This is a genomic window from Stutzerimonas stutzeri, from assembly GCF_024448985.1.
Classification (GTDB): Bacteria; Pseudomonadota; Gammaproteobacteria; order Pseudomonadales; family Pseudomonadaceae; genus Stutzerimonas; species Stutzerimonas stutzeri_AP.
The window spans coordinates 33,723-55,117 of sequence record NZ_JAMOII010000001.1; the positions used below are offsets into that span (position 1 = coordinate 33,723).

The window sequence follows — 21,395 nt, forward strand, 5'->3', positions numbered from 1 at the left end:
TCACAACCCCGTCTCGTGGGCGCGGCTGCTGAAGAAGATGCCGCTCGGGCTTTCCGCCGGCAGGCGCTTGAGCAGTTTCAGCGTGTAGGGGTCCCAGACCTGAATTTCGCCGCCGTCGCGCACCGACAGCCAGAGCTGGTCGCCGCGCGCGGTGAACTCCATGTGCAACACGGCAGGGCCGGGCTCCAGGGTGGCGATGATGTCGTGGGTTTCGCTGTCGATGACCTGAATCTTGCCGTTGTCCGGATGGGCGAAGTTGACCCAGATCTGCCGCGCATCGGGGCGCGCCATGACGAAGATCGGCTGGCCGGCGACGTCGATGGCACCGGTCTGTTGCCAGTTCTCGCTGTCCATTACCAGCACGCGATGCTGGCCGATGGCGGGCACGAAGGTCTGGTTGCCGGCCACGGTCCAGCCTTCCAGGTGCGGCATCTTATAGACCGGCAGTTTCTGCTGGCCACGGCCGTAGCCGTCGAGGATGCGTTCGACGCCGCGCTCGGGGTGCCAGAGGTCGAGCTTGGCCATGCCGTCCTCGCCGAACAGGCCTGCGATGTAGTAACGACCCTCCGGCGTGAGCAGCGCATCGTAGGGCTGGTTGCCGATGTTCTCGAAACGGCTGATCTGCGGCGTGCGGCTCTGGCTGAAGTCCAGCAGCCAGGTTTCGCCGGTATCGAACAGGCTATAGATGAAGCGTTGGCCCGGTACGTCGGTGACGCCCACCACGCGGGAATTGCGGCTGCCGTCGGCCAGCGGCGTGGCGGGAATGTCGGCGATCTGCTCCAGGGTCTTGGCGTCGAAGACCTTGACGCCGCCCGGCTCGTAGTTGCCCACGGCGATCAGACTGCCGTCCTGACTGATGGCGCCGCCGATGCTGTTGCCGCCCTGGATCAGGCGCTTGTCGATGCGCTGGCGCAGCAGGTCGACTTTGGTCAGCCCGCCGTCGCGGCCGAAGACATAGGCGAAGCGCTGGTCGCGGGAAAACACCACCGACGCGTGGGACAGGTCGCCCAGCCCCTCGATGCGCGCCAGGCTGCTCATGCGCTGCTCTCGATCAGTTGCAGGCTGCCGGTGGCGCGTTCCACCACCACGCCCAGGTCGCCGGTGCCGCGCAGGGGTTGTTGCGCGCAGGCGCAAAGCAGGCCGGCCGCAGCCAGCAGCAGGAAGGGACGGATCATGGCTTTGGATATCCTTCGAGAAGCAGATCGACCAGCCAGACGATGTCCTGCTCGTCGAGCAGGGCATTCCAGCCGGGCATGGCGGTGCCGGGTCTTCCGTGGGTCACGGTGGCGATGAGGCTTTCGCGGGGTTTGCCGGCCAGTGCGTCGCGGGTGATGGCGGGGCCGAGGCCGCCGGTCATGCGCAGGCCGTGACAGGAACCGCAGTCCTGCACGAGAAGGTGTTCGAGTTGAGCCTGGCGTTCGGCATCAGGTGCCGCGGCCAGGGCTGCGGGAATCAGGAGGAGGGACGCCAGGGCGAGCCCCAAACGTGATACTGCGTGTCGGGACACTGTCATGACGTCCTCCAGGACGCTAGGTTACTTCTGGCTAAGAACCCACTCGGCGAGGATCTTGGCTTCTTCTTCGGTTACAGCGTTTGGCGGCATCGGGATCGGACCCCAGACGCCCTGGCTGCCGTTCTTGATGTGGCCGGCAAGCAGGTCGGCTGCGCCTTCCTGGCCCGCGTATTTGGCGGCGACTTCCTTGAATGCCGGGCCAACCAGCTTGTCATCGATGCTGTGGCAGGCTGCGCAAGGCTTGCTCTTGAACAGCGCTTCGCCGTCCTGAGCAATCGCCGGTTGCAGCATCAGCGCGCCGCCCAGGGCGAGCAATGGAACTAGGATTTTCTTCATCAGTATTTCCTCAAGGCTAATGGGGAGGATCTTGACGTCCTCCCCGGTTTGACACTCAGTAGACGTCGTGCTGAGTGTTATGGACGTTAAATTTACCCGTTGGGGTAATCAATCTTTTGTCCCTGATCACCTTTTTCAGTTTCAAGGTCTTGTCATCGACTACCACGATAGCCGAATCCTCTTCCTGACCGCTCCACACAGAGAACCAGACCTCGTTACCCGCCTGGTTGTACTCGGGTTGTACGACACGCTTGGCACCGTCTTTGATCCCTGACCAGTCGCCGATCGGCAATACTTTGTAGCCGGCTTGGAGGTCGTTGATGTCGAACACGGCGGCCGACTGGCTGACCTTGGCGTCCGGGTGGAAGGTGGTATCCAGATACAGATGGCTGGAGTTCGGGTGCGTCTTGATGAACAGCGATCCGCCGCCCTGGCCCTTGAGCGTCTGCACCACTTTCCAGGCGCTGTCCGGATGCTTGTCCGGGTCGGTGCCGATCAGCGAGATGGTCTCGTCGCCCAGGTGGCTGGTAGCCCACACCGGTCCGAATTCGGGGTGCACGAAGTTGGCGCCACGGCCGGGGTGCGGGATCTTGCCGACATCCACCAGCGCCGCCATCTTGCGGGCCTTGGAGTCGATCACCGCTACCTTGTTGGAGTTGTTCGCCGCCGTCATGAAGTAACGGTGGCTCACATCCCAACCGCCATCGTGCAGGAAGGGCGCGGTGCCGATGATGGTGGTGGACAGGTTGTCGATGTCTTCGTAGTTGACCAGCATGACTTTGCCGGTTTCCTTGACGTTGACGATGAACTCGGGGTGCTCGTGAGAGGCGATGATCGCCGCCACGCGCGGTTCAGGATGATATTCCTGGGTGCCGACGGTCATGCCGCGGGTCGACACGATCTGCAGCGGCTCCAGGGTCTCGCCATCCATGATGGTGAACTGCGGCGGCCAATAGTCGCCGGCGATCACGTACTTGTCCTCGTAGCCCTTGAACTTGGAGGTTTCCACCGAGCGGGCTTCAATGCCCACTTTGATCTCGGCGACCTTGACCGGCTCCTTGCCCCACAGGTCGATCATGTCGATCTTGGCGTCGCGCCCGATCACCAGCAGGTAGCGGCCCGAAGCGGACATGCGCGAAATGTGCACGGCGTAGCCGGTGTCGATGGTCTTGATAATTTCCTTGCTGTTGCCGTCGATCAGCGCGATCTTGCCGTCGTCACGCAGGGTGACGGAGAACAGGTTGGGCAGGTCCAGTTTGTTCATCTGCTTGGTCGGCCGGTCCTCGGGCTTGACCAGTACATTCCAGGAGTCCTTCATTTGCGCCATGCCCCACTCGGGCGGGGTCGGCGGCGTGTGCTGGATGAACTTGGCCATCAAGGTGATTTCGTCCTTAGTCAGCGCATTGGAGGTGCCCCAGTTGGGCATGCCGGCGGGCGAGCCATAGGTGATCAGCGCTTCGAGAAAGGCCTGGCCGCGTTCCTGGGTGATGTCCGGCGTCAGCGGCTTGCCGGTGGCGCCCTTGCGCAGCACACCGTGGCAGCCAGCGCAGCGCTGGAAGTAGATTTCCTTGGCCTTGTCGAACTCGGCTGCGCTCAGGTCCGGTGCGCCGGGGGAATGCACCACCTGGGCGCTCGAAGGATCGATGCTGGAGGCACGCCCCTTGTAGGCCGCGTCGGCGCTTTCGGGATTGGTTGCCGCCTGGGCGACTGCCAGGCCGAGCAGTGAAAAGCCGGCGATGAAGCCCGCCAATACTGGTTTGCTCATACTCTTTCTCCTTCTGACCGCATCTTGCGGTTCCTGCTAATGACGGCGATGTGGCAGTTCCCGGGGCTTGCTGTGCGCGGTTTGCATCCTAGAGAGAGCCGCTGCGAATGCGCTTGATGGCAATCAAGAGTGCCCACGGGATGGGCCAGACGTGACGTCGTGTCGCGGGGAGATACCGGCAAATTGCTAGCCAAAAGCGGCCATTTCTCTCCGAGCTTGACCGTAATCAAGCTTCGCCGGCGGATGGCTTGAGAGGGCAGGGTGTGGCGGGTAGTTTGGTGGGCAGATGAATAACCAACTGCCGCAGTGAGGTATTGCCAATGAACGCGCCCGAGAATCTTGTCGGTGTGCCCGATGCGCCGTTCTATCAATCGCTGGGTAACGAAGAGGCGCTCTTCGAGCAGGCCTGGCGTCACGGCATGCCGGTGCTGATCAAGGGCCCGACCGGCTGCGGCAAGACCCGGTTCGTACAGTACATGGCGCATCGTCTTAATCTGCCGCTATACACCGTGGCCTGTCACGACGATTTATCCGCCGCCGACCTGGTCGGTCGCCATCTCATCGGCGCTCAGGGCACCTGGTGGCAGGACGGCCCGCTGACCCGCGCGGTGCGCGAGGGTGGCATTTGCTATCTCGATGAGGTGGTCGAAGCGCGGCAGGACACCGCCGTGGTGCTGCACCCGCTGGCTGACGATCGCCGCGAACTGTTCATCGAACGCACAGGTGAAGCACTGAAGGCGCCGCCGGGCTTCATGTTGGTGGTCAGCTACAACCCCGGTTACCAGAACCTGCTCAAGGGCATGAAGCCCAGCACCCGGCAGCGCTTCGTCGCCATGCGTTTCGATTACCCATCGGCTGCCGAGGAACAGCGCATCGTCGCCAACGAGGCGCAGGTGGATGCCGCCCTGGCCGCGCAGGTGGTCAAGCTCGGGCAGGCATTGCGTCGCCTCGAACAGCATGATCTGGAGGAAGTCGCCTCGACCCGCCTGCTGATCTTTACCGCACGCATGATCCGTTCCGGTATGAGCCCGCGCGAGGCCTGCATGGCGTGCCTCGCCGAGCCGCTGTCGGATGATCCGCAAACCGTAGCCGCTTTGATGGATGTGGTCGATGTCCACTTCGCATGAACACCCCGCCCTGAGGAGCCGCCGGCTGCCGGGCGATCTGGCGATGTGGTTCTTCATCCTCGCCGAGCTGACGGTTTTCGCCATCCTGATCCTGGCGTTCGCCGTCACTCAATTACTAAACGCCGAGACGTTTCGCGAAAGCCGCGCGGCGCTGGACAGCTCCATCGGGCTGGCGCTGACGTTGAGCCTGCTGACCTCCGGTCTGCTTGCCGCGCTGGCGGTGGAGCAGGTGCGCATGGATCGGCCACGTCGCGCGGCGGCGTTGCTGTTGGCGGCGCTGGTGACGTCCTGCGTCTACGTGGTGCTCAAACTCAACGAGTACAGCCACCTGTCCGGGCTGGGTCTGGGACTCGAACACAGCACCTTCTTCACGCTTTACTGGATTCTGACCGGCTTTCATTTCCTCCACGTATTGCTGGGGATGGTGATCCTCGGCTGGATGGCCGAGCGGTGTCGTCGGCGGGCCTATACCGCGCGTGACTGCGCCGGGTTGGAATCCGGCGTGCTCTATTGGCACATGGTGGATGTGGTCTGGGTGGTGCTGTTTCCGCTGGTCTACGTGATCAACTGACGAGGTCGTGATGTCTGCTTCGAATGTGCTGATTGTTTGCTGGCTAGCGCTGGCCGCACTGTCCACGGCTACGGTGGTGCTCGGCAACGCCGGTTCGACCTTGCTGCTCGCTGCGGCGGTATTGGTCATCGCATTGCTGAAAGGCTGGGTGATCACCGAACGCTTCATGGAAATGTGCCACGCCCCCGTCATGTGGCGCTTGCTGATGCTCGGCTGGCCGCTGGTGATGGTGGTTGGGGTGATTCTGACGTTGGTTTGAGTTGTGCCAGGCCGGGCATTGGAAGCTCGCGCTCTGGTGGGCTGAAGCCCACCCTACGGTCCGGTTTCTGGCTGAAGCGAGCAGGGTGGGCCGGGCGGCGTTCCGCTTCAGCCCACCGATATCAGCACTCTTGATCGTCCCCATGCTCCGCATAGGCGCGTTGCGCTGGGCGCTCTGTGTCCGTTTTCAGTACTCCCGCGCACCAGTGCCGTGCCGGATGCGTTCTCACGGCGCGTGGGCCGCTCTCTGGTGGGCTGAAGCCCACCCTACAGCCCTGCGGTTTGCCACGCGGGAGCATGGGAACGATCAATGCTGCGGTATTCCCGTACCGGAGCAGTCTCCTCCCCCGGCACTTTGTCTGGGTTAGAACGCGATGGTTTTCGGGGAGTGGGTTAGGGTCAGGGGAAGCTCGGAGCATTCTCTTTCCTTCCAAACGGTTTCAGCGAGGTAGGGTGGGCTTCAGCCCACCGATACCGGCAATAGCCTGTACTGCTGCGTCTTTTTACTCCGGCTCAACCTTCGTCTGCCCGTTTTGCATGGGTATCGGTAAAGCCCACCTACAAGACTGGAGACGAAAAGCTCTTGGTTGCCCACACCGGAGCAGTCCCCTCTCCCCGGCAGTTTGTCCCGATTAGAGCGCGGTGTTTTTTGGGGAGAGGGTTAGGGTGAGGGGCTGCCCTTGTTGCCCTGCACCGTCCCCCAAACAAACGCCAAAGTGCTATTTCAACCTTCGATCCAGCCCCTGCCGTGCTCTCAACGCTGCCCCTATACGCCTCATCTAAACCCGACTAAAACGTTTGGTCTTTTTTCTTGATTACCATCAAGCAGGTTTAGATAGCTGCCTTCTTAAACTGGCCACGCCAACGCCATGAGGAGGCGACCATGTCCGAGACCTTTACCAAGGGGATGGCCAGGAATATTTACTTCGGGGGAAGCGTGTTCTTCTTCCTGGTATTCCTAGGCCTGACCTATCACACAGAACAAACCTTCCCAGAACGAACGAATGCATCGGAATTGACCGAGGCGGTAGTGCGCGGAAAAGAGGTCTGGGAAAACAACAACTGCATCGGCTGCCACAGCCTGCTGGGCGAAGGTGCTTACTTCGCGCCGGAGCTGGGCAATGTCTTTGTTCGTCGTGGCGAAGATGCGGCGTTCAAGCCCTTCCTGGCCGCCTGGATGAAGGCGCAGCCGCTGGGCGCCCCGGGACGCCGCGCGATGCCGCAATTCAACCTGAGCGAGCAGGAAGTCGACGATCTGGCGGAGTTCCTCAAATGGACTTCGAAGATCGATACCAACAACTGGCCGCCAAACAAGGAGGGCTAAGAGATGAGCATCATGAATCCGCATCTCAAATTCCAATCGCAAGCGGTCGCCAAACCCTACTTCGTGTTCGCGCTGATCCTGTTCGTCGGGCAGATCCTGTTCGGCCTGATCATGGGCCTGCAGTACGTCGTCGGTGACTTCCTGTTCCCACTGCTGCCATTCAACGTGGCGCGGATGGTTCACACCAACCTGCTGATCGTCTGGTTGCTGTTCGGCTTCATGGGCGCGGCCTACTACCTCATTCCCGAGGAAGCGGACCGTGAACTGCACAGCCCGAAACTGGCCATCATCCTGTTCTGGGTGTTCGCCGCAGCCGGCGTGCTGACTATCCTCGGCTACCTGTTCGTTCCTTACGCCGGGCTGGCGGAGATGACCGGCAACCACCTGCTGCCGACCATGGGCCGGGAGTTCCTGGAGCAGCCGACGATCACCAAGATCGGTATCGTGCTGGTCGCCCTGGGCTTCCTCTACAACATCGGCATGACCATGCTCAAAGGTCGCAAGACCGTGATCAGCACGGTGATGATGACCGGTCTGATCGGCCTGGCGGTGTTCTTCCTGTTCGCTTTCTACAACCCGGAAAACCTGGCGCGGGACAAGTACTACTGGTGGTTCGTGGTGCACCTGTGGGTTGAGGGTGTGTGGGAACTGATCATGGGTTCGATGCTGGCCTTCGTCCTGATCAAGATCACCGGTGTCGACCGTGAAGTGATCGAGAAGTGGCTCTACGTGATCATCGCCATGGCCCTGATCACCGGCATCATCGGTACCGGCCACCACTTCTTCTGGATCGGTGCGCCCGAGGTCTGGTTGTGGTTGGGTTCGATCTTCTCCGCTCTTGAGCCGCTGCCCTTCTTCGCTATGGTGCTGTTCTCGCTGAACATGGTGAACCGTCGTCGTCGCCAGCATCCGAACAAGGCCGCCTCGCTGTGGGCCACCGGTACGACCGTGACGGCGTTCCTCGGTGCCGGCGTGTGGGGCTTCCTGCACACCCTGGCTCCGGTGAACTACTACACCCACGGTTCGCAGCTGACCGCCGCCCATGGCCACCTGGCTTTCTACGGTGCCTACGCGATGATCGTCATGACCATGATCAGCTACGCCATGCCGCGTCTGCGTGGCTTGGGTGAAGCACCGGATGCACGGGCTCAGCGCATCGAAGTGTGGGGCTTCTGGCTGATGACGCTGTCGATGGTTGCCATCACCCTGTTCCTCACCGCCGCTGGCGTGGTGCAGGTCTGGCTGCAACGCATCCCGGCGGACGGCGCGGCGATGTCCTTCATGAATACCGCCGACCAACTGGCCGTGTTCTTCTGGCTGCGGCTGATCGCCGGGGTGTTCTTCCTCGTTGGCCTGGTCTGCTACCTGTACAGCTTCAGGCAGCGTGGGCGGGTCACCGCGGACGTGCCTGCAGCCGCCGCTGCAGCCTGAGACTAACCGCAAGATGAACGACGGCCCGGCTGACTCCAGCGGGCCGTTGTTGTTTATACACTGCGCTACGGAGTCGCAAATGGCCTTTACCATCGAAGTCGAGGAGTGGGTTGGCAGTGTCTGGCACCGTTTCATCACCCGCCGCGCCAGTCCCGATTTTCCCGAGGCGTGCGTCGAGCTGGAAAGCATGCGGCGACCCCTGTCAGTCCTGTTCCGCGCCATGGGCGGCGCCAGCGGTATCGGCGTCGAAGCCGCCAACGCCCGCGACATGATGCTGCGCCGCGACCTGCTGCAACAGGTCGCCGGCACCTGCAAGCAACTGCCGGTCGCCTGGTGCGACGCAAGCAATCTGCGTCTGCCGCAACGCCTTGCGGTCTACCCGGACGTTTCACTCAATCAGGATCTGTATCGCTGGCTGGCGCTGCTCGCGGCGCAAGCGGGCGAGATGCGCCACTGGGCGCGTGACAACCAGCGCTGGGCCCAATCGATTCTCCAGCGCTTCCCCGCCATGCGGCCGCGCTACGAGCGGCTGGTCGAGGCACACCTTCAACTGCGTCCCGATCCGGCCACGCTGCCGCGCGCCGAGGCCGCACTGGAACGCGCGCTGTGTCAGGCGTTGCGCGAGCCAGGTAGTGTCGAGCAGTTTCCCCGCAGCGAAGTGGCGCCCTGGCCGCTGCCGATGTGGCTGTACCCGGCCGAAAACCTCGGCGTGCCGCAAGCCACCGAGCTGGGCGAGGAAGACCAGGACAACACTCTTCAGGCACCGCCTACCGAGCAGAAAGGCATGCGCAAACGCGCCAAGCGGGTCGAAGAAACCACCGGCAAGGGCGGCCTGATGCTGTTTCGCCTGGAGAATCTGTTCAGCTGGTCCGAGCACGTCGAGCTGGATCGCCAGGGCGATGACAGCGAAAACGAGGACGCCTCGCGCGTCGCCGAGGATCTCGATGAAATCGCCATGTCGCGCCAGCGCATGCGCAAGGGTGGTGGCCTCAAGCTGCACCTCGATCTGCCGCCGTCGGACGTGGACGACATTCCACTGGGCGATGGCATCAAATTGCCGGAGTGGGACTATCGCAAGCAGCGCCTGCAGAATGATTTCGTCAGCCTGCAGATGATGCTGCCGCGCGGCTCGGAGCCCAGGGGCCTGCCGCTGCGGCTGAGCCCGCTGGCGCGCAAGCTGCGCCGGCAATTCGAGAATCTGCGCAATGACCGTCAATGGCTGCGCGGCCAGCCGCAAGGCTCCGAGCTGGACATGCAGGCGTGGCTGGATTTCCACGTCGAGCGTCAGCATGGCCAGTGCGCTGAGCGCGGGTTGTTCATGGAGCAGCGGCAGAACCGTCGTGACCTGGCCTGTCTGCTGCTGGCGGATCTGTCGATGTCTACCGATGCGCACCTGGATGACGAGCACAAGGTGATCGACGTCATCACCGACAGCCTGCTGCTGTTCGGCGAGGCGCTCTCGGCGGTCGGCGATGAGTTCGCGCTGTACGGCTTCTCCTCGCTGCGCAGGCAGCAGGTGCGCATGCAAGAACTCAAGAGCTTCAAACAACGCTACGGCGACGACACCCGCGGGCGTATCCAGGCGCTCAAGCCCGGCTATTACACGCGCATGGGCGCGGCGATTCGCCAGGCCACCGAGCTGCTCGGCAATTGCAAGCAACGGCGCAAGCTGCTGTTGCTGGTTACCGACGGCAAGCCCAACGACCTGGATTTGTATGAGGGTCGCTATGGCGTCGAAGATACGCGCCAAGCGGTACTCGAAGCCCGGCGCCAGGGCCTGGTGCCGTTCTGCATCACCATCGACCAGGAAGCTGGCGATTACTTGCCGTACATGTTCGGCGCCAACGGCTACACCCTGATCAAGGAACCGCAACAACTGCCGTTCCGCCTGCCGCAGCTGTACAAGCAGTTGACGAAGGGGTGAAGGGGCAAGTTGGAATTAAAAGCTGGATGGCGGCTTTGAGAGCCGTGGTGTTCCGCTTCGGCCCGGTGTTGCCGGGCTTGGTGGGCTTGGTGGGCTGAAGCCCACCCTACCGGATCGTGCAGAGTAATCCCGTAGTCTCGTAGGGTGGGCTTCAGCCCACCAGCCTGTTCACCGGGCGGCGCTCCGCTTCAGCCCACCATTCCCGCTTCCCCGCTAGAAAAGATTTCGCGGCAGCCAGACGATCATTGCCGCGCAGAAGACGGTGAGCCCAATACAGAACCAGAAGAACTTGCGTTGGCGGCGCTCGCCGGCGGTATCGGCGTGCGCGGGGAGGGGCATGCCGCAGTGGCTGCACTCGGCTTCTTTCGGTGGGTTGGGTTGCTGGCAGTACAGGCACAGGGGCATGGCGGCGTCCTCGTTACGTCGGGTCCAGCTTGCCACGCGTGGCGGTCGATTGAGGTTGACCGCAATCAACCGCCGGATAAACCGCTGGCCCAGCCGGACGGGCACGGGGCGCAGCTCCGATCACTCGAATTGTTCGAGGCGCTGGGGGTCGAGAATGGTGATCTGCCGGCCGTCCTGGGTGATGATCCCTTCGTCGATCAGGCGGCGGATGATCCGCGAAAAGGTCTCCGGCTGGATCGACAGGTGGCCGGCGATCAGTTGCTTGGCCATCGGCAGCTCGAAGCTGTTGCCGTCGCCCTTCAATCGCGCCAGCTGGGTCATCAGGTAGCGCACCACGCGGTGGGTGGCGTTCTTCAGCGACAGCGTTTCGATCTCGTTGATGCGCTGGTGCAGCCGCACGCTCAGCTTGCCGAGCAGGGCGAAGGACAGCTTTTGGTTCGCTTCCAGCAGGCGCATGTAGGCCGTGTTGGAGAACCGATAGACCTGGCTCGGACAAACGGCCTGGGCCGAGGCGACGTAGTTGGGCGTATCCATAAGCATCATCGCTTCGGCAAAGGTCTGGCGATTGCCTATCACCTCGAAAACCTTTTCCTGACCGTCCGGGGTCAGGCGGTAGATCTTGATCGCGCCGGAAATCACGAAGTAGAACGAGTGAGCCGGTTCGCCCTGATGAAAGAGGTTGTCGCCCTTGTCGAGATTGAGCAGTTGGCTGGCGCTCATCAGTTCGTCCATTTGTTCGTCGTTTAGCGGTTCGAACAGATGGTGGCTACGGAGAATCTGGTTGTGTACGCGATGAAGCACCATGCAAGACATCCTGTTTTCTAATAATTGGCCATCCGCAACCTGCCTGCTTGAGGCGGTAACGCGGCGCTGATTCGGTACTGAGCCTAGCGCAGCCGCATGGCTCGAGTATTGATGCAGGCCAGTGTTCAGGTCGTACGGCGCTGGCGCTGCATCGTGGATCGTTTCAATGATCGGCTGTTGCCGATTCGCTCCAATGCGGCGCGGCGAACACGTCGGGGTAGCGTTGCAGCGTAGCCAGAACGAGCTGCGCGCCCTGTTCCTTCTCAGCAGTTTCGGCCAGCGCCTTGGCGCCCTTGAGCAAATCGGCCAGCAGGCCATGCAGCGCGGCATCGGCTTGCTCGGACAGCTCGCAGTTGGCGATCAGAAACGAGACGTTGTCTTCGACCGCGGTCTGCAGCTGCTTCGCCGCCTGTGCATCGATCGGTCGTGCCGAGCCGTCCGGCAATACGCCCTCCGCCGCGTCACGCAGTTGCGTCATGCCTTTGCGCAAGGCGGCGTCGGTCGGCCATTTCTGATCGTTGATGGACGGTGCTGCTGCTAAGTGCCTGTCATGGTCGTGATTGTGAGGGGCAGCGGCTTGTGCGCTGTCCACGACCAGATCGAGTGCCACGCCGCTGGCCAATGCCAGCATGGACGCCATGGCCACGCCCCATGCCAAAGGTTGGATAACTGCTTTCATATCGCCTCCGATGCCTGACTCAGTGCGCCGCTGCGTTGGTGAACAGGATGTTGTTTTCCAGATGGATGTGCTGCATCAGGTCGTTGCGCAGCTCTTCCAGTCCCCGATAGAGCGCGCGCCAGGTGTTGCAGGCGTTCGCCGGCGGGGTGATGTCGTGGGTCAGCTCGGCCAGGCGCTCTAGTGCGGCACCGTGCTGATCGTGCTCGTAGCGCATCACGGCGATCGGGCCCTGGGTCTGCGGCAGCTGGATATTGCGTCGCAGCATCGGGAAGAGGATCTGCTCTTCCTTGAGCATGTGGCTTTCGAGTTCCTGTTGCATGGTCCACAGGTGCTCGGCGAGACCGGTCGGGCAGTCCGCCTTGTTGCCATGCACCTGCTCGACGCGGCTGGCCAGGCGGATCAATTCGGGGAACTGTTCGCGATGGCGTTCATGAAAGCGTTCGAGAAGATGATCGATGAGAGTGTCGGCCGGCTCGCTCCGCCAATCCGGTTCGTCCGTCGGAGTGCTCTGCAGCGCGGCGAGTTCGTCTGCGATGGCCTCTGCATCGAGGCTGCGCTGCTGGGCTGCATCGCGTAGCGGGGTGTTGCCACCGCAGCAGAAATCCAGCTTGTACTGGCGAAACACGCGTGTGGCGCCAGGAATGAGGCAGGCCAGGCTGCCCAGGGTTTGCTCGGTAAGCGCGGTGGTCATGGCAATGTTCCGTGTGGGTTGGCTGGGTTAGGTTGACGGAACTAGCGCAAGCCTTGTGCCATGACGCAACTCGTTGATTTCTGGTTTGAAAAAAATCGCCCTGGTGAAATTGACCTGAGCGGTTTAGGGTTTAAAAAACCTTGAGGGTATTTGTAACCATGATGGAAGAAGCGCTGCTTGCCGACCTCGTTACCGAATTGCCGAATGCAGTTCGCCTGCAACGGCTGGTGCATACGCTGCATGAGCGTTTTCGCTGTGGTGCGGTGGTGCTGCTGCGCCTGGACGAAGACACGTTGCGCCCGTTGGCGGCGGTGGGGCTGGTGCAGGAAGCGCTTGGCCGACGCTTCGTCGTGGCCCAGCATCCGCGGCTCGCCGCCATTCTTTCGCAGCGCGAGCCCGCTTGGTTCGAGCCCGACAGTCGTTTGCCCGATCCCTACGACGGCCTGCTCGACGAGCACGTCGGCGAGCCCTTGCCAGTGCACGACTGCATGGGTGTCAGTCTGTTCATTGAGGGCAAGCTGTGGGGTGCGCTGACCCTCGATGCGCTGCACGCCGGCACCTTCGATGACGATGCGCGACGCGACCTGCAGCGCTATGCGCTGGTGATCGAGGCGGCGATCCGCATCACCCGGCTGGAACATGAAAATCGCGGTCTGCGCCTGTCCCGCAGCGATGTGCTGGAAACTACGCAGGTGCCGGGCGATGGCGAAATTCTAGGGCAGAGCCAAGTGATCGCCGACCTGCTGCGCGAGCTGGAAGTGGTCGCCGACTCCGAGCTGCCGGTGCTGCTGCTGGGCGAGACCGGCGTCGGTAAAGAGCTGTTCGCCCGCTGGCTGCATCGCCATTCGCGGCGTCGGAACAAGCCGCTGGTGCTGGTCAATTGCGCCGCATTGCCCGAATCGTTGGCTGAAAGCGAGCTGTTCGGTCATGTCAAAGGCGCGTTCTCCGGCGCGACTACCGATCGGCCTGGCCGTTTCGACGCAGCCAACGGCGGCACCCTGTTGCTCGACGAAGTGGGCGAGCTGCCGCTGGTCGTTCAGGCCAAGCTGTTGCGCACCCTGCAGAACGGCGAGATTCAGAGACTCGGCGCGGACAAGCCGCGTCAGGTCGACGTGCGGATCATCGCCGCAACCAACCGTAACCTGCGCGAGAGCGTGCGTGACGGGCACTTTCGCGCCGATCTCTATCATCGCCTGTCGGTCTATCCAGCGCCGATCCCGCCGCTGCGTGAGCGCGGCAACGATGTGCTGATACTGGCCGGTTATTTCCTCGAACTGAACCGCGCCCGGTTGGGCCTGCGCAGCATGCGTCTGTCTCCCGCTGCGGAACGCGCCTTGCTGGGCTATGCCTGGCCAGGCAACGTGCGCGAACTGGAACACGTGATCAGTCGCGCGGCGCTGCGGCTACTCAGTCGTGGGGCTTCGCGCAGCGAAATTCTCACGCTGGAGCCCGACCTACTCGACCTGGACAGCACGCAGTCCGCCTCGCTCGTGCCGGTCGCCGATACCCAGCCGTTACCGACCGAAGCCGAAATCGTCTCGCTTCGCGAAGCCGTCGATAACGCCCAGCGCCAAGCCATCGTTCGCGCGCTGGAAGCCAGTGGTGAGAACTGGGCGAAGGCAGCACGGCTGCTCGAAGTGGATTCCAGCAACCTGCACAAGCTGGCAAGGCGGCTGAAACTGAAGTAAGCGCAGGGGACTGAAGACATTTGAAAGCCGTGTGTCGCTTGGTGTGAATGGGTGAGCCATCACAAGGGTCTACCACCCATCACTCAACGAGACGAGGACACGACATGGCTCTGGATCAAGAAGCGTTCGAAGCGTTGCTGTCGGAAGTACGGGTGCATGCTGATCGCGCGGCCAGCGAAAACGACCCTCAGCACTACCGCGCCGCCTTCGAAGCCAGCCTCAAGGCCATGCAGTTGCTGGCCGATGAGTCCGGCGCCTGGCGACAAATGGTGGCGCGCGCCACCGAAGAATTCGAGGGCGACGAGGGGATCTAGCGAAGCACGAGGCTGAACTGTGCACTTGCATATGTGCGCCCTGTCACACCCGCGTCGCCCGGATGTAGGAACGGGCATGCTCGCGAAGCCCTTGAGTTCCGGTTCGCGAGCAAGCTCGCTCCTACCGGTCAGCCGTAGGCGGGTGCAATCCGCCGAGCAGAGTTGAAGTCCCTTGAATCTAGCGGTTTCACCCGCCCTGCGATTTGGTATGCCACGCGCAAGCCGTGTACATGTGTACTAGACAGCCGGTCGACACACCTGTTTGGTGGGCTGAAACGGAGCGCCGCCCGGCCCACCCTACGGGTCAGGAACAGCGCAGACTTCGAGCCACTGCCTTGTAGGGTGGGCTTCAGCCCACCAGCGGTGCCAAGTCGGAATGAATTCCGCCCTACAAAGCACATGCCGATGAATCATCCGTACTGCCGCGCCGCGGCCACCTTGACCTTCATCAATGCTGACCTCCGGTCGGCTACCTAGACTGCCGGCTTTCCGTCCTCCCAGGGCGGGCGCCATAGCCACTGGCACGGCGCGCATGTATTCGAATGTCTAGGAGTTGCCATGCACCTGGTCTGCCCGGCAGGAAGTCTGCCCGCGCTGAAGGCCGCCGTCCAGCAGGGCGCCGATGCCATCTATGTCGGTTTTCGAGACGACACCAATGCCCGCCATTTCGCCGGTCTCAATCTGGATGAGAAGCAGCTCGACAAGGGCTTACAGCTGATCCGCGAGAAGCGCCGACAGCTCTACGTCGCCGTCAATACCTATGCCCAGCCGGACGGCTGGTCGCGCTGGCAGCGTGCGGTGGATCAGGCTGCCGATCTGGGTGTCGACGCGCTGATCGCTGCCGACCCCGGTGTGCTGGGCTATGCCGCCACGCGTCATCCGCAGCTCAATCTGCATCTGTCCGTTCAAGGCTCGGCAACCAACGCTGCGGCGCTGGCTTTCTATCAACAGCGCTACAACATCAAGCGCGCCGTATTGCCACGGGTTTTGTCGCTCAAACAGGTCAAGCAGGTCGCGGCCAGCAGCCCGGTGCCGATCGAGGTCTTCGCCTTTGGCAGCCTGTGCATCATGGCCGAGGGCCGTTGTCATCTGTCTTCGTATCTCACCGGCGAGTCGCCGAACCTGTGCGGGGTCTGCTCGCCAGCCAAGGCGGTGCGCTGGAGCGAGGAGCCCGAAGGCTTGACCTCGCGGCTGAACAATGTGCTGATCGATCGCTACGCCGAAGGCGAATCGGCCGGTTATCCGACGCTGTGCAAGGGCCGCTTCATGGTCAATGGCGAGCGCTTCCATGCGCTGGAAGAGCCCACCAGCCTGAACACCCTCGACCTGATTCCCGAACTCGCCAGCATCGGCGTCACTGCGATGAAGATCGAAGGCCGCCAGCGCAGCCCGGCTTATGTCGAGCAGGTCACCCGGGTCTGGCGCGCGGCGCTGGACTCCTACCTGCAGGCCCCCCAGCGTTATGCCGTCCAACCTGGGTGGCGCGAGGTGCTCGATGGCCTCTCCGAGGGCTCGCAAACGACGCTCGGCGCCTACCACCGGGCCTGGCAATGAACGAGGAGCCAACCATGAAACTCAGCCTCGGCCCCGTGCTGTTTTACTGGGATCGCCAGCGCACGCTGGAATTTTATGCCGACATGGCCAGCGCGCCGCTGGATGTCATCTATCTGGGCGAGACCGTCTGCTCCAAGCGCCGTGATATGGGACTGGATGACTGGATCGGGCTGGCGCGCGAGCTAGCCCAGCAGTCGACGGCGCAACTGGTGCTGTCCGGTCTCACGCTGGTCGAGGCGGCGTCCGAGCTGTCCAGCTTGCGCCGGCTCTGCGACAACGGCGAGCTGCTGGTGGAGGCCAACGACCTGGGCGCGGTGCATTACCTGTCCGAAAAGGGCCTGCCTTTCGTCGGCGGTCCGGCATTGAATCTCTATAACGGCCATGCCCTGGCCGAACTGGTCAGGAGCGGCATGCAGCGCTGGGTTCCGCCGGTGGAAATCTCCGGCGCGATGATCAGGGATGCACGGGCGCAGCTGTCCCAGCTCGAGGTGCCAATACCGGAAATCGAAATCTTCGCTTACGGCCACCTACCGCTGGCCTACTCGGCGCGCTGCTTCACCGCCCGCGCGGAAAACCGGCCGAAGGATGACTGCCAGTTCTGCTGCCAGAACTACCCCGAAGGTATTCCGTTGCTGAGCCAGGAAGGCGAGGCGCTATTCACCATCAACGGTATCCAGACCATGTCGGCGTCGGTCAGCAATTTACTGGCGGACTATCCGGCACTGGTCGACAGCGGCGCCGACCTGTTGCGTCTGAGCCCGCGCGCATCGGGCATGACTGAGGTCATCGCGGCCTTCGATGCGGTGCGTAAGGGTGGCCTGCCGCCGCTGGCGGTCGAAGGTTGCAACGGCTACTGGCATGGCCAGCCGGGCATGCTGCGCGCAGAGGAAGCCGGTCTATGCTGAAGCCCCACGCGCGTCTGATGAAACTGGGTGAGCACCTGTTGCCGCTAGCAGCACGGACGCCGTTCATGCTGCAACGGATCGCGCTGGAACGCAGTCTCAACCAGCTGTTTGCCGAGCCGCTGGCCGATGACGCCTTCGAGGCATTGGAGGGTCGCTGGATGCGCCTGGAGGTCGTCGACCTCAAGCTGGCCTGGTGTCTGAGCTGCGACCGGCGGAGGCTGCGCATCGCCGAACAGGCGCCGGTTCAGGTCACTATCCGCGGCAACTGGCGGGAGTTTTTGCTGCTGGCTAGCCGTCAGGAAGATCCGGACACGCTGTTCTTCCGTCGTCGGCTGGTGATCGAGGGCGACACCGAGCTGGGGCTAGCGATCAAGAATCTGATCGACAGCCTGGACCCGGATCTGCTGCCGCCCTGGCTTTGGAAATTCCTGCAAGGGGCCGGCGCTCAAGCTCGTAGTGCCGAATTCATTCGGCCGCAGGTTTTGTGAATGCCGACAAGTTCGGCCCTACGGGAAGGACGGGGCCGTCGAAAGTGCTGTGGAGCTTCTGGAGCGCTCAAGCTCGTAGGGCCGAATTTATTCGGCCGTGGACTTTGTGATGGCCGAATGAGTTCTGCTAGACCGAATACAGCCGCGGCCGCGGCTTCATGCGGTCGCTGGCGATGATGCTGCGTATGTCCTCGAACAGCGCATCGGCTTCCGCCTCGGAGCAGTCTTCACGATAGCGCTTGCGCAGGCCGTAGCTGCTGAGGGTGATGTGCACGTCGGCGATCACGTCGTGCTGCGCCAGACAGGCGCGTGCGCAATGCAGCGGGCAGCCGTCGATAGCCAGAATCGGCCGGCCTGAGTTGGCCTTGTTGACCAGCGAACTGACCCGTCCACCGACACCGGCAATGCAGGACATCTCCGCCAGCCCGGCGCGATCGAGACGCACCGCGAGGGTATTGGCCAGCTGTGCCACGTTGGAGCAACCCGAGCAGGAATAGACCAGCGGGAGTAGGGGCGTCGACATCGCGTTCTCCAGTTCTGTAGGGCGATCGGCAGTATCCCGGCTGGGGTGGCCAGCGCATTTGACGATCATCAAGACCTGAGGCGATCGGCCACAGGTCACTCCTGGTAGGCGGCCAGGCCCTGGCTGTTGAGGATCTCGATGCGCCGACGTTGCACGCTGATCATTCCCGACTCGATCAAGCGGTGCAGGATGCGCGAAAAGGTCTCCGGCTGGATGCCCAGCTTGGACGCGATCAGACGCTTGGGTACGTCGAGGGTGACCACGCCGCTGTCGTCCTCTTGCGACTGGTAGAGAAAGCGCACTACGCGGTGGCTGGCGTTGGCCAACGTCAGGGTGTCGATCTCGTTCATGCGCTGGTGCAGGCGGATGCTCAGGGTGGCGAGGATGTCGAGACAGATGCTCGGGTGCTCTTCGAGCATCCGCCGGTAATGCTGGCCGTGCAGGCTGGCGACGAGGCTGGCCTTGAGCGCCGTGGCACTGACCGGGTAGTTCGGCGTGCCGGTGAACAGCAGCGCTTCGGCGAAGGATTCACCGCCGCGGATCACTTCCACCAGCTTTTCCTGGCCGTCGCAGACCACGCGATGCAGCTTCACCTGGCCGCTGAACAGGAAATAGAAACGCTCGGCCTTGTCGCCCTGGTGAAACAGCGAGGCGCCGGCCGACAGTCGCTTGAGATTGGCCGATGCACAAACCTCCTGCAGAGCCGCCTCCGGCAGGCGGCTGAACAAGTGGTGGCGGCGAAGCTCCGCAACAAGTGATGTTTCGCTGAGCATGGTTCCTCCGCCGGTACGAGTCCGGGAATGTTCGAGATTGCATCCTATGAGCCTGGGTCATGCCGCTTCCTTGATCACGGACAAGATCCCCGCCCGAGGACCGAACCGTCGTCCCTTTTGAAAAAACACTGAGGCGAATTGACGATGGTCAATTCGCTTCCAGCCTCAATTCTCTACATTTTCATCATCTTGTGTTCTTGGTTGTTTTTTTTACTACATATGGTGTTGGAGGCATGATGCCTGGGGTTGAGAAGAGGGGGCGACCCGTCTCGCTACGCAAGCGTGACGGACGGCTGGTGGCGTTCGAACTGGACAAGATCGGCGCAGCAATCGAGGCGGCGGGCCTCGCTACCGGTGAGTTCGATTCGGCCGTTGCCCAGACGCTGGCTGCGCAGGTGCTGACGCGGTTGCCGCAACGCGTGGTCGAAGTGGAGCAGGCGCAGGATGCCGTCGAGCGGGTGCTGATGGAGGCTGGGTATTACGCAACGGCGCGCGCCTATATCGTCTATCGCGAGCGTCATGACCGGCTGCGTCGCGACCGCAAGGCCATCGTCGATGTCGCCTCCTCGATGAACGAGTACCTGTCGCGTGAGGACTGGCGCGTGCGGGCCAACGCCAACCAGGGCTATTCGCTGGGCGGGCTGATTCTCAACGTATCCGGCAAGGTCACTGCCAATTACTGGCTGGACGAGGTCTACAGCGCCGAGATCGGCACTGCGCATCGCGAGGGCGACCTGCATATCCATGACCTCGACATGCTCGCCGGCTACTGCGCCGGTTGGTCGCTGCGTTCGCTGCTCAACGAGGGTTTCAATGGCATTCCCGGGCGGGTCGAGGCCGGGCCGCCGAGGCATCTCTCCAGCGCGCTGGGGCAGATGGTCAATTTCCTAGGCACGCTGCAGAACGAGTGGGCCGGCGCCCAGGCGTTCAGCTCCTTCGATACCTATTTGGCGCCTTTCGTGCGCAAGGACAACCTGAGCTATGGCGAGATCCGCCAGGCGATCCAGGAGTTCATCTACAACCTCAACGTGCCGTCGCGCTGGGGCACGCAGACGCCCTTCACCAACCTGACCTTCGACTGGGTCTGCCCGGAGGATTTGCGCGAGCAGGTCCCTTACATCGGCGGCGAGGAGATGCCCTTCGCCTATGGCGATCTGCAGGCTGAGATGGAGCTGATCAACCGCGCCTATATAGAAGTCATGCAGGCCGGTGACGGCCTGGGTCGGGTGTTCACCTTCCCGATCCCGACCTACAACATCACCCACGACTTTCCCTGGGATAGCGAAAACGCCGACCGCCTGTTCGAGGTGACGGCACGCTACGGCCTGCCGTATTTCCAGAACTTCCTTAATTCGGACATGCAGCCCAACCAGGTGCGTTCCATGTGCTGTCGCTTGCAGCTGGACGTGCGCGAGCTGCTCAAGCGTGGCGGCGGGCTGTTCGGGTCCGCCGAGCAGACCGGCTCGCTGGGGGTGGTGACCATCAACTGCGCGCGCCTGGGCTACCTGCATCAGGGTGACCGCCGCGGGTTGTACGAGCACCTCGATGCGCTGCTTGAGATGGCCAAGGAAAGTCTCGAGGTCAAGCGCAAGGTCATCCAGCATCACATGGATGCAGGGCTCTACCCCTACACCAAGCGGTACCTGGGCACGTTGCGCAATCACTTTTCCACCATCGGCGTGAACGGCCTGCACGAGATGGTGCGCAACTTCACCGAGGACGCCGAAGGCCTGCAAACGCCGGCCGGTCGTGCTCTGGCCATCGAGCTGCTGGACCATGTGCGGGCGGTGCTGGTGCGCTTCCAGGAGGAAACCGGCCACCTCTACAACCTGGAGGCGACGCCGGCCGAAGGCACGACCTACCGCTTCGCCAAGGAAGACCGCAAGCGCTTCCCGGACATCCTGCAGGCGGGCACGGCCGAGGCGCCGTATTACACCAACTCCTCGCAGCTGCCGGTGGGCTTTACCGACGACCCGTTCGAGGCGCTGCAACTGCAGGACGAACTGCAGACCAAGTACACCGGCGGCACCGTGCTGCACCTGTACATGGCCGAACAGATTTCGTCGGCCCAGGCCTGCAAGAACCTGGTGCGCAAGGCGCTCGGACGTTTTCGTCTGCCTTACCTGACGATCACCCCGACCTTCTCGATCTGTCCGGTGCACGGCTACCTGAGCGGGGAGCATGAGTTCTGCCCGAAATGCGATGAGGCGCTGCTGGCCAAACAGACCAGCTGCGCCTGCCCGACTTGACTTGTAGGAGCGGGGGGACGCCGAGTCCTTGTCCGCGAAATAGGCGCACCTCGCGGCTCGCGAGCGAGCGCGC

The 21,395-nt window shown here is 62.6% G+C and carries 21 protein-coding genes and 1 pseudogene; 12 read left to right on the plus strand and 10 right to left on the minus strand.

Annotated features, from left to right (window positions below):
• The 4 genes and pseudogenes from NA647_RS00165 to NA647_RS00180 all read right to left on the minus strand — a co-directional run bounded on the left by NA647_RS00165 (window position 1) and on the right by NA647_RS00180 (window position 3,614).
• Window positions 1–1,175 (minus strand): annotated as a pseudogene (locus NA647_RS00165) (cytochrome D1 domain-containing protein).
• Entirely contained in the window at window positions 1,172–1,513 is a 342-nt protein-coding gene (locus NA647_RS00170; protein ID WP_256055871.1) for a c-type cytochrome, read from the minus strand. The pseudogene NA647_RS00165 and the gene NA647_RS00170 overlap by 4 nt, the downstream one beginning before the upstream one ends.
• Window positions 1,514–1,534: 21 nt before the next feature.
• A complete protein-coding gene (locus tag NA647_RS00175; RefSeq protein ID WP_256055872.1) occupies window positions 1,535–1,849 on the minus strand; it encodes a c-type cytochrome in 315 nt (104 codons plus the stop codon).
• Between the two features lie 55 nt (window positions 1,850–1,904).
• Complete coding sequence (locus NA647_RS00180) at window positions 1,905–3,614, minus strand: nitrite reductase (protein ID WP_256055873.1); 1,710 nt, start codon at window positions 3,612–3,614, stop codon at window positions 1,905–1,907.
• Window positions 3,615–3,934: 320 nt separating this feature from the next.
• Between NA647_RS00180 and NA647_RS00185 the strand changes: the two genes are divergently transcribed.
• The 6 genes from NA647_RS00185 to NA647_RS00210 all read left to right on the plus strand — a co-directional run bounded on the left by NA647_RS00185 (window position 3,935) and on the right by NA647_RS00210 (window position 10,249).
• Complete coding sequence (locus NA647_RS00185; RefSeq protein ID WP_272889505.1) at window positions 3,935–4,741, plus strand: CbbQ/NirQ/NorQ/GpvN family protein; 807 nt, start codon at window positions 3,935–3,937, stop codon at window positions 4,739–4,741.
• Window positions 4,725–5,312, plus strand: coding sequence for a cytochrome c oxidase subunit 3 (locus tag NA647_RS00190; RefSeq protein ID WP_256055874.1), 588 nt, complete (start codon window positions 4,725–4,727; stop codon window positions 5,310–5,312). Before NA647_RS00185 ends, NA647_RS00190 begins: the two co-directional genes overlap by 17 nt.
• Before the next feature lie 10 nt (window positions 5,313–5,322).
• On the plus strand, window positions 5,323–5,571 hold the full coding sequence (locus tag NA647_RS00195; RefSeq protein WP_256055875.1) for a cytochrome C oxidase subunit IV family protein: 249 nt from the start codon (window positions 5,323–5,325) through the stop codon (window positions 5,569–5,571).
• Window positions 5,572–6,453: 882 nt separating this feature from the next.
• Window positions 6,454–6,894 carry a c-type cytochrome gene (locus NA647_RS00200; protein ID WP_256049207.1) on the plus strand — a complete coding sequence of 147 codons (441 nt, stop codon included), beginning with the start codon at window positions 6,454–6,456 and terminating at the stop codon, window positions 6,892–6,894.
• Window positions 6,895–6,897: 3 nt separating this feature from the next.
• Window positions 6,898–8,325, plus strand: a complete 1,428-nt coding sequence (locus NA647_RS00205; RefSeq protein WP_256055876.1) for a cbb3-type cytochrome c oxidase subunit I — start codon at window positions 6,898–6,900, stop codon at window positions 8,323–8,325.
• A 79-nt stretch (window positions 8,326–8,404) separates the two neighbouring features.
• A complete protein-coding gene (locus NA647_RS00210; protein WP_256055877.1) occupies window positions 8,405–10,249 on the plus strand; it encodes a nitric oxide reductase activation protein NorD in 1,845 nt (614 codons plus the stop codon).
• A 213-nt stretch (window positions 10,250–10,462) separates the two neighbouring features.
• Here NA647_RS00210 and NA647_RS00215 read toward each other — a convergent pair whose 3' ends face one another.
• The 4 genes from NA647_RS00215 to ytfE all read right to left on the minus strand — a co-directional run bounded on the left by NA647_RS00215 (window position 10,463) and on the right by ytfE (window position 12,828).
• Window positions 10,463–10,654 (minus strand): DnrP protein, encoded by a 192-nt coding sequence (locus tag NA647_RS00215; protein WP_256049298.1) that lies wholly within the window; start codon window positions 10,652–10,654, stop codon window positions 10,463–10,465.
• 120 nt (window positions 10,655–10,774) lie between these two features.
• The gene (locus NA647_RS00220) at window positions 10,775–11,458 is read right to left on the minus strand and encodes a Crp/Fnr family transcriptional regulator (protein WP_256055878.1); all 684 of its coding nucleotides are present in this window, start codon (window positions 11,456–11,458) and stop codon (window positions 10,775–10,777) included.
• A gap of 163 nt (window positions 11,459–11,621) precedes the next feature.
• Window positions 11,622–12,137 carry a DnrO protein gene (locus NA647_RS00225; RefSeq protein ID WP_256055879.1) on the minus strand — a complete coding sequence of 172 codons (516 nt, stop codon included), beginning with the start codon at window positions 12,135–12,137 and terminating at the stop codon, window positions 11,622–11,624.
• 19 nt (window positions 12,138–12,156) lie between these two features.
• Window positions 12,157–12,828 (minus strand): iron-sulfur cluster repair protein YtfE, encoded by a 672-nt coding sequence (ytfE, locus tag NA647_RS00230; RefSeq protein ID WP_256055880.1) that lies wholly within the window; start codon window positions 12,826–12,828, stop codon window positions 12,157–12,159.
• Between the two features lie 158 nt (window positions 12,829–12,986).
• Here ytfE and norR point away from each other — a divergent pair, with 158 nt between their 5' ends.
• The 5 genes from norR to ubiT all read left to right on the plus strand — a co-directional run bounded on the left by norR (window position 12,987) and on the right by ubiT (window position 17,777).
• Entirely contained in the window at window positions 12,987–14,516 is a 1,530-nt protein-coding gene (norR, locus tag NA647_RS00235) for a nitric oxide reductase transcriptional regulator NorR (RefSeq protein ID WP_256055881.1), read from the plus strand.
• A 104-nt stretch (window positions 14,517–14,620) separates the two neighbouring features.
• Window positions 14,621–14,830 (plus strand): DNA sulfur modification protein DndB, encoded by a 210-nt coding sequence (locus NA647_RS00240; RefSeq protein ID WP_256049200.1) that lies wholly within the window; start codon window positions 14,621–14,623, stop codon window positions 14,828–14,830.
• A 558-nt stretch (window positions 14,831–15,388) separates the two neighbouring features.
• Complete coding sequence (ubiU, locus tag NA647_RS00245) at window positions 15,389–16,384, plus strand: ubiquinone anaerobic biosynthesis protein UbiU (protein WP_256055882.1); 996 nt, start codon at window positions 15,389–15,391, stop codon at window positions 16,382–16,384.
• Window positions 16,385–16,398: 14 nt separating this feature from the next.
• The gene (locus NA647_RS00250) at window positions 16,399–17,289 is read left to right on the plus strand and encodes a U32 family peptidase (protein ID WP_256055883.1); all 891 of its coding nucleotides are present in this window, start codon (window positions 16,399–16,401) and stop codon (window positions 17,287–17,289) included.
• Window positions 17,283–17,777 carry a ubiquinone anaerobic biosynthesis accessory factor UbiT gene (ubiT, locus tag NA647_RS00255; protein ID WP_256055884.1) on the plus strand — a complete coding sequence of 165 codons (495 nt, stop codon included), beginning with the start codon at window positions 17,283–17,285 and terminating at the stop codon, window positions 17,775–17,777. The genes NA647_RS00250 and ubiT overlap by 7 nt, the downstream gene beginning before the upstream one ends.
• 127 nt (window positions 17,778–17,904) lie before the next feature.
• Here the strand turns inward: ubiT and NA647_RS00260 are convergent, their stop codons facing one another.
• Complete coding sequence (locus tag NA647_RS00260; RefSeq protein ID WP_256055885.1) at window positions 17,905–18,300, minus strand: putative zinc-binding protein; 396 nt, start codon at window positions 18,298–18,300, stop codon at window positions 17,905–17,907.
• Between the two features lie 95 nt (window positions 18,301–18,395).
• Complete coding sequence (locus NA647_RS00265) at window positions 18,396–19,073, minus strand: Crp/Fnr family transcriptional regulator (protein ID WP_256055886.1); 678 nt, start codon at window positions 19,071–19,073, stop codon at window positions 18,396–18,398.
• A 236-nt stretch (window positions 19,074–19,309) separates the two neighbouring features.
• On the opposite strand from NA647_RS00265, the gene NA647_RS00270 reads away from it, so the two are divergent.
• Window positions 19,310–21,322 carry a ribonucleoside triphosphate reductase gene (locus NA647_RS00270; RefSeq protein ID WP_256056292.1) on the plus strand — a complete coding sequence of 671 codons (2,013 nt, stop codon included), beginning with the start codon at window positions 19,310–19,312 and terminating at the stop codon, window positions 21,320–21,322.
• Window positions 21,323–21,395: the final 73 nt, after the last annotated feature.

Coding starts and splice junctions, on each gene's coding strand:
- NA647_RS00170 (WP_256055871.1), bottom strand. CDS start 1,513: ATGACAGTGTCCCGACACGCAGTATCACGTTTGGGGCTCGCCCTGGCG.
- NA647_RS00175 (WP_256055872.1), bottom strand. CDS start 1,849: ATGAAGAAAATCCTAGTTCCATTGCTCGCCCTGGGCGGCGCGCTGATG.
- NA647_RS00180 (WP_256055873.1), bottom strand. CDS start 3,614: ATGAGCAAACCAGTATTGGCGGGCTTCATCGCCGGCTTTTCACTGCTC.
- NA647_RS00185 (WP_272889505.1), top strand. CDS start 3,935: ATGAACGCGCCCGAGAATCTTGTCGGTGTGCCCGATGCGCCGTTCTAT.
- NA647_RS00190 (WP_256055874.1), top strand. CDS start 4,725: ATGTCCACTTCGCATGAACACCCCGCCCTGAGGAGCCGCCGGCTGCCG.
- NA647_RS00195 (WP_256055875.1), top strand. CDS start 5,323: ATGTCTGCTTCGAATGTGCTGATTGTTTGCTGGCTAGCGCTGGCCGCA.
- NA647_RS00200 (WP_256049207.1), top strand. CDS start 6,454: ATGTCCGAGACCTTTACCAAGGGGATGGCCAGGAATATTTACTTCGGG.
- NA647_RS00205 (WP_256055876.1), top strand. CDS start 6,898: ATGAGCATCATGAATCCGCATCTCAAATTCCAATCGCAAGCGGTCGCC.
- NA647_RS00210 (WP_256055877.1), top strand. CDS start 8,405: ATGGCCTTTACCATCGAAGTCGAGGAGTGGGTTGGCAGTGTCTGGCAC.
- NA647_RS00215 (WP_256049298.1), bottom strand. CDS start 10,654: ATGCCCCTGTGCCTGTACTGCCAGCAACCCAACCCACCGAAAGAAGCC.
- NA647_RS00220 (WP_256055878.1), bottom strand. CDS start 11,458: ATGGTGCTTCATCGCGTACACAACCAGATTCTCCGTAGCCACCATCTG.
- NA647_RS00225 (WP_256055879.1), bottom strand. CDS start 12,137: ATGAAAGCAGTTATCCAACCTTTGGCATGGGGCGTGGCCATGGCGTCC.
- ytfE (WP_256055880.1), bottom strand. CDS start 12,828: ATGACCACCGCGCTTACCGAGCAAACCCTGGGCAGCCTGGCCTGCCTC.
- norR (WP_256055881.1), top strand. CDS start 12,987: ATGATGGAAGAAGCGCTGCTTGCCGACCTCGTTACCGAATTGCCGAAT.
- NA647_RS00240 (WP_256049200.1), top strand. CDS start 14,621: ATGGCTCTGGATCAAGAAGCGTTCGAAGCGTTGCTGTCGGAAGTACGG.
- ubiU (WP_256055882.1), top strand. CDS start 15,389: ATGCACCTGGTCTGCCCGGCAGGAAGTCTGCCCGCGCTGAAGGCCGCC.
- NA647_RS00250 (WP_256055883.1), top strand. CDS start 16,399: ATGAAACTCAGCCTCGGCCCCGTGCTGTTTTACTGGGATCGCCAGCGC.
- ubiT (WP_256055884.1), top strand. CDS start 17,283: ATGCTGAAGCCCCACGCGCGTCTGATGAAACTGGGTGAGCACCTGTTG.
- NA647_RS00260 (WP_256055885.1), bottom strand. CDS start 18,300: ATGTCGACGCCCCTACTCCCGCTGGTCTATTCCTGCTCGGGTTGCTCC.
- NA647_RS00265 (WP_256055886.1), bottom strand. CDS start 19,073: ATGCTCAGCGAAACATCACTTGTTGCGGAGCTTCGCCGCCACCACTTG.
- NA647_RS00270 (WP_256056292.1), top strand. CDS start 19,310: ATGCCTGGGGTTGAGAAGAGGGGGCGACCCGTCTCGCTACGCAAGCGT.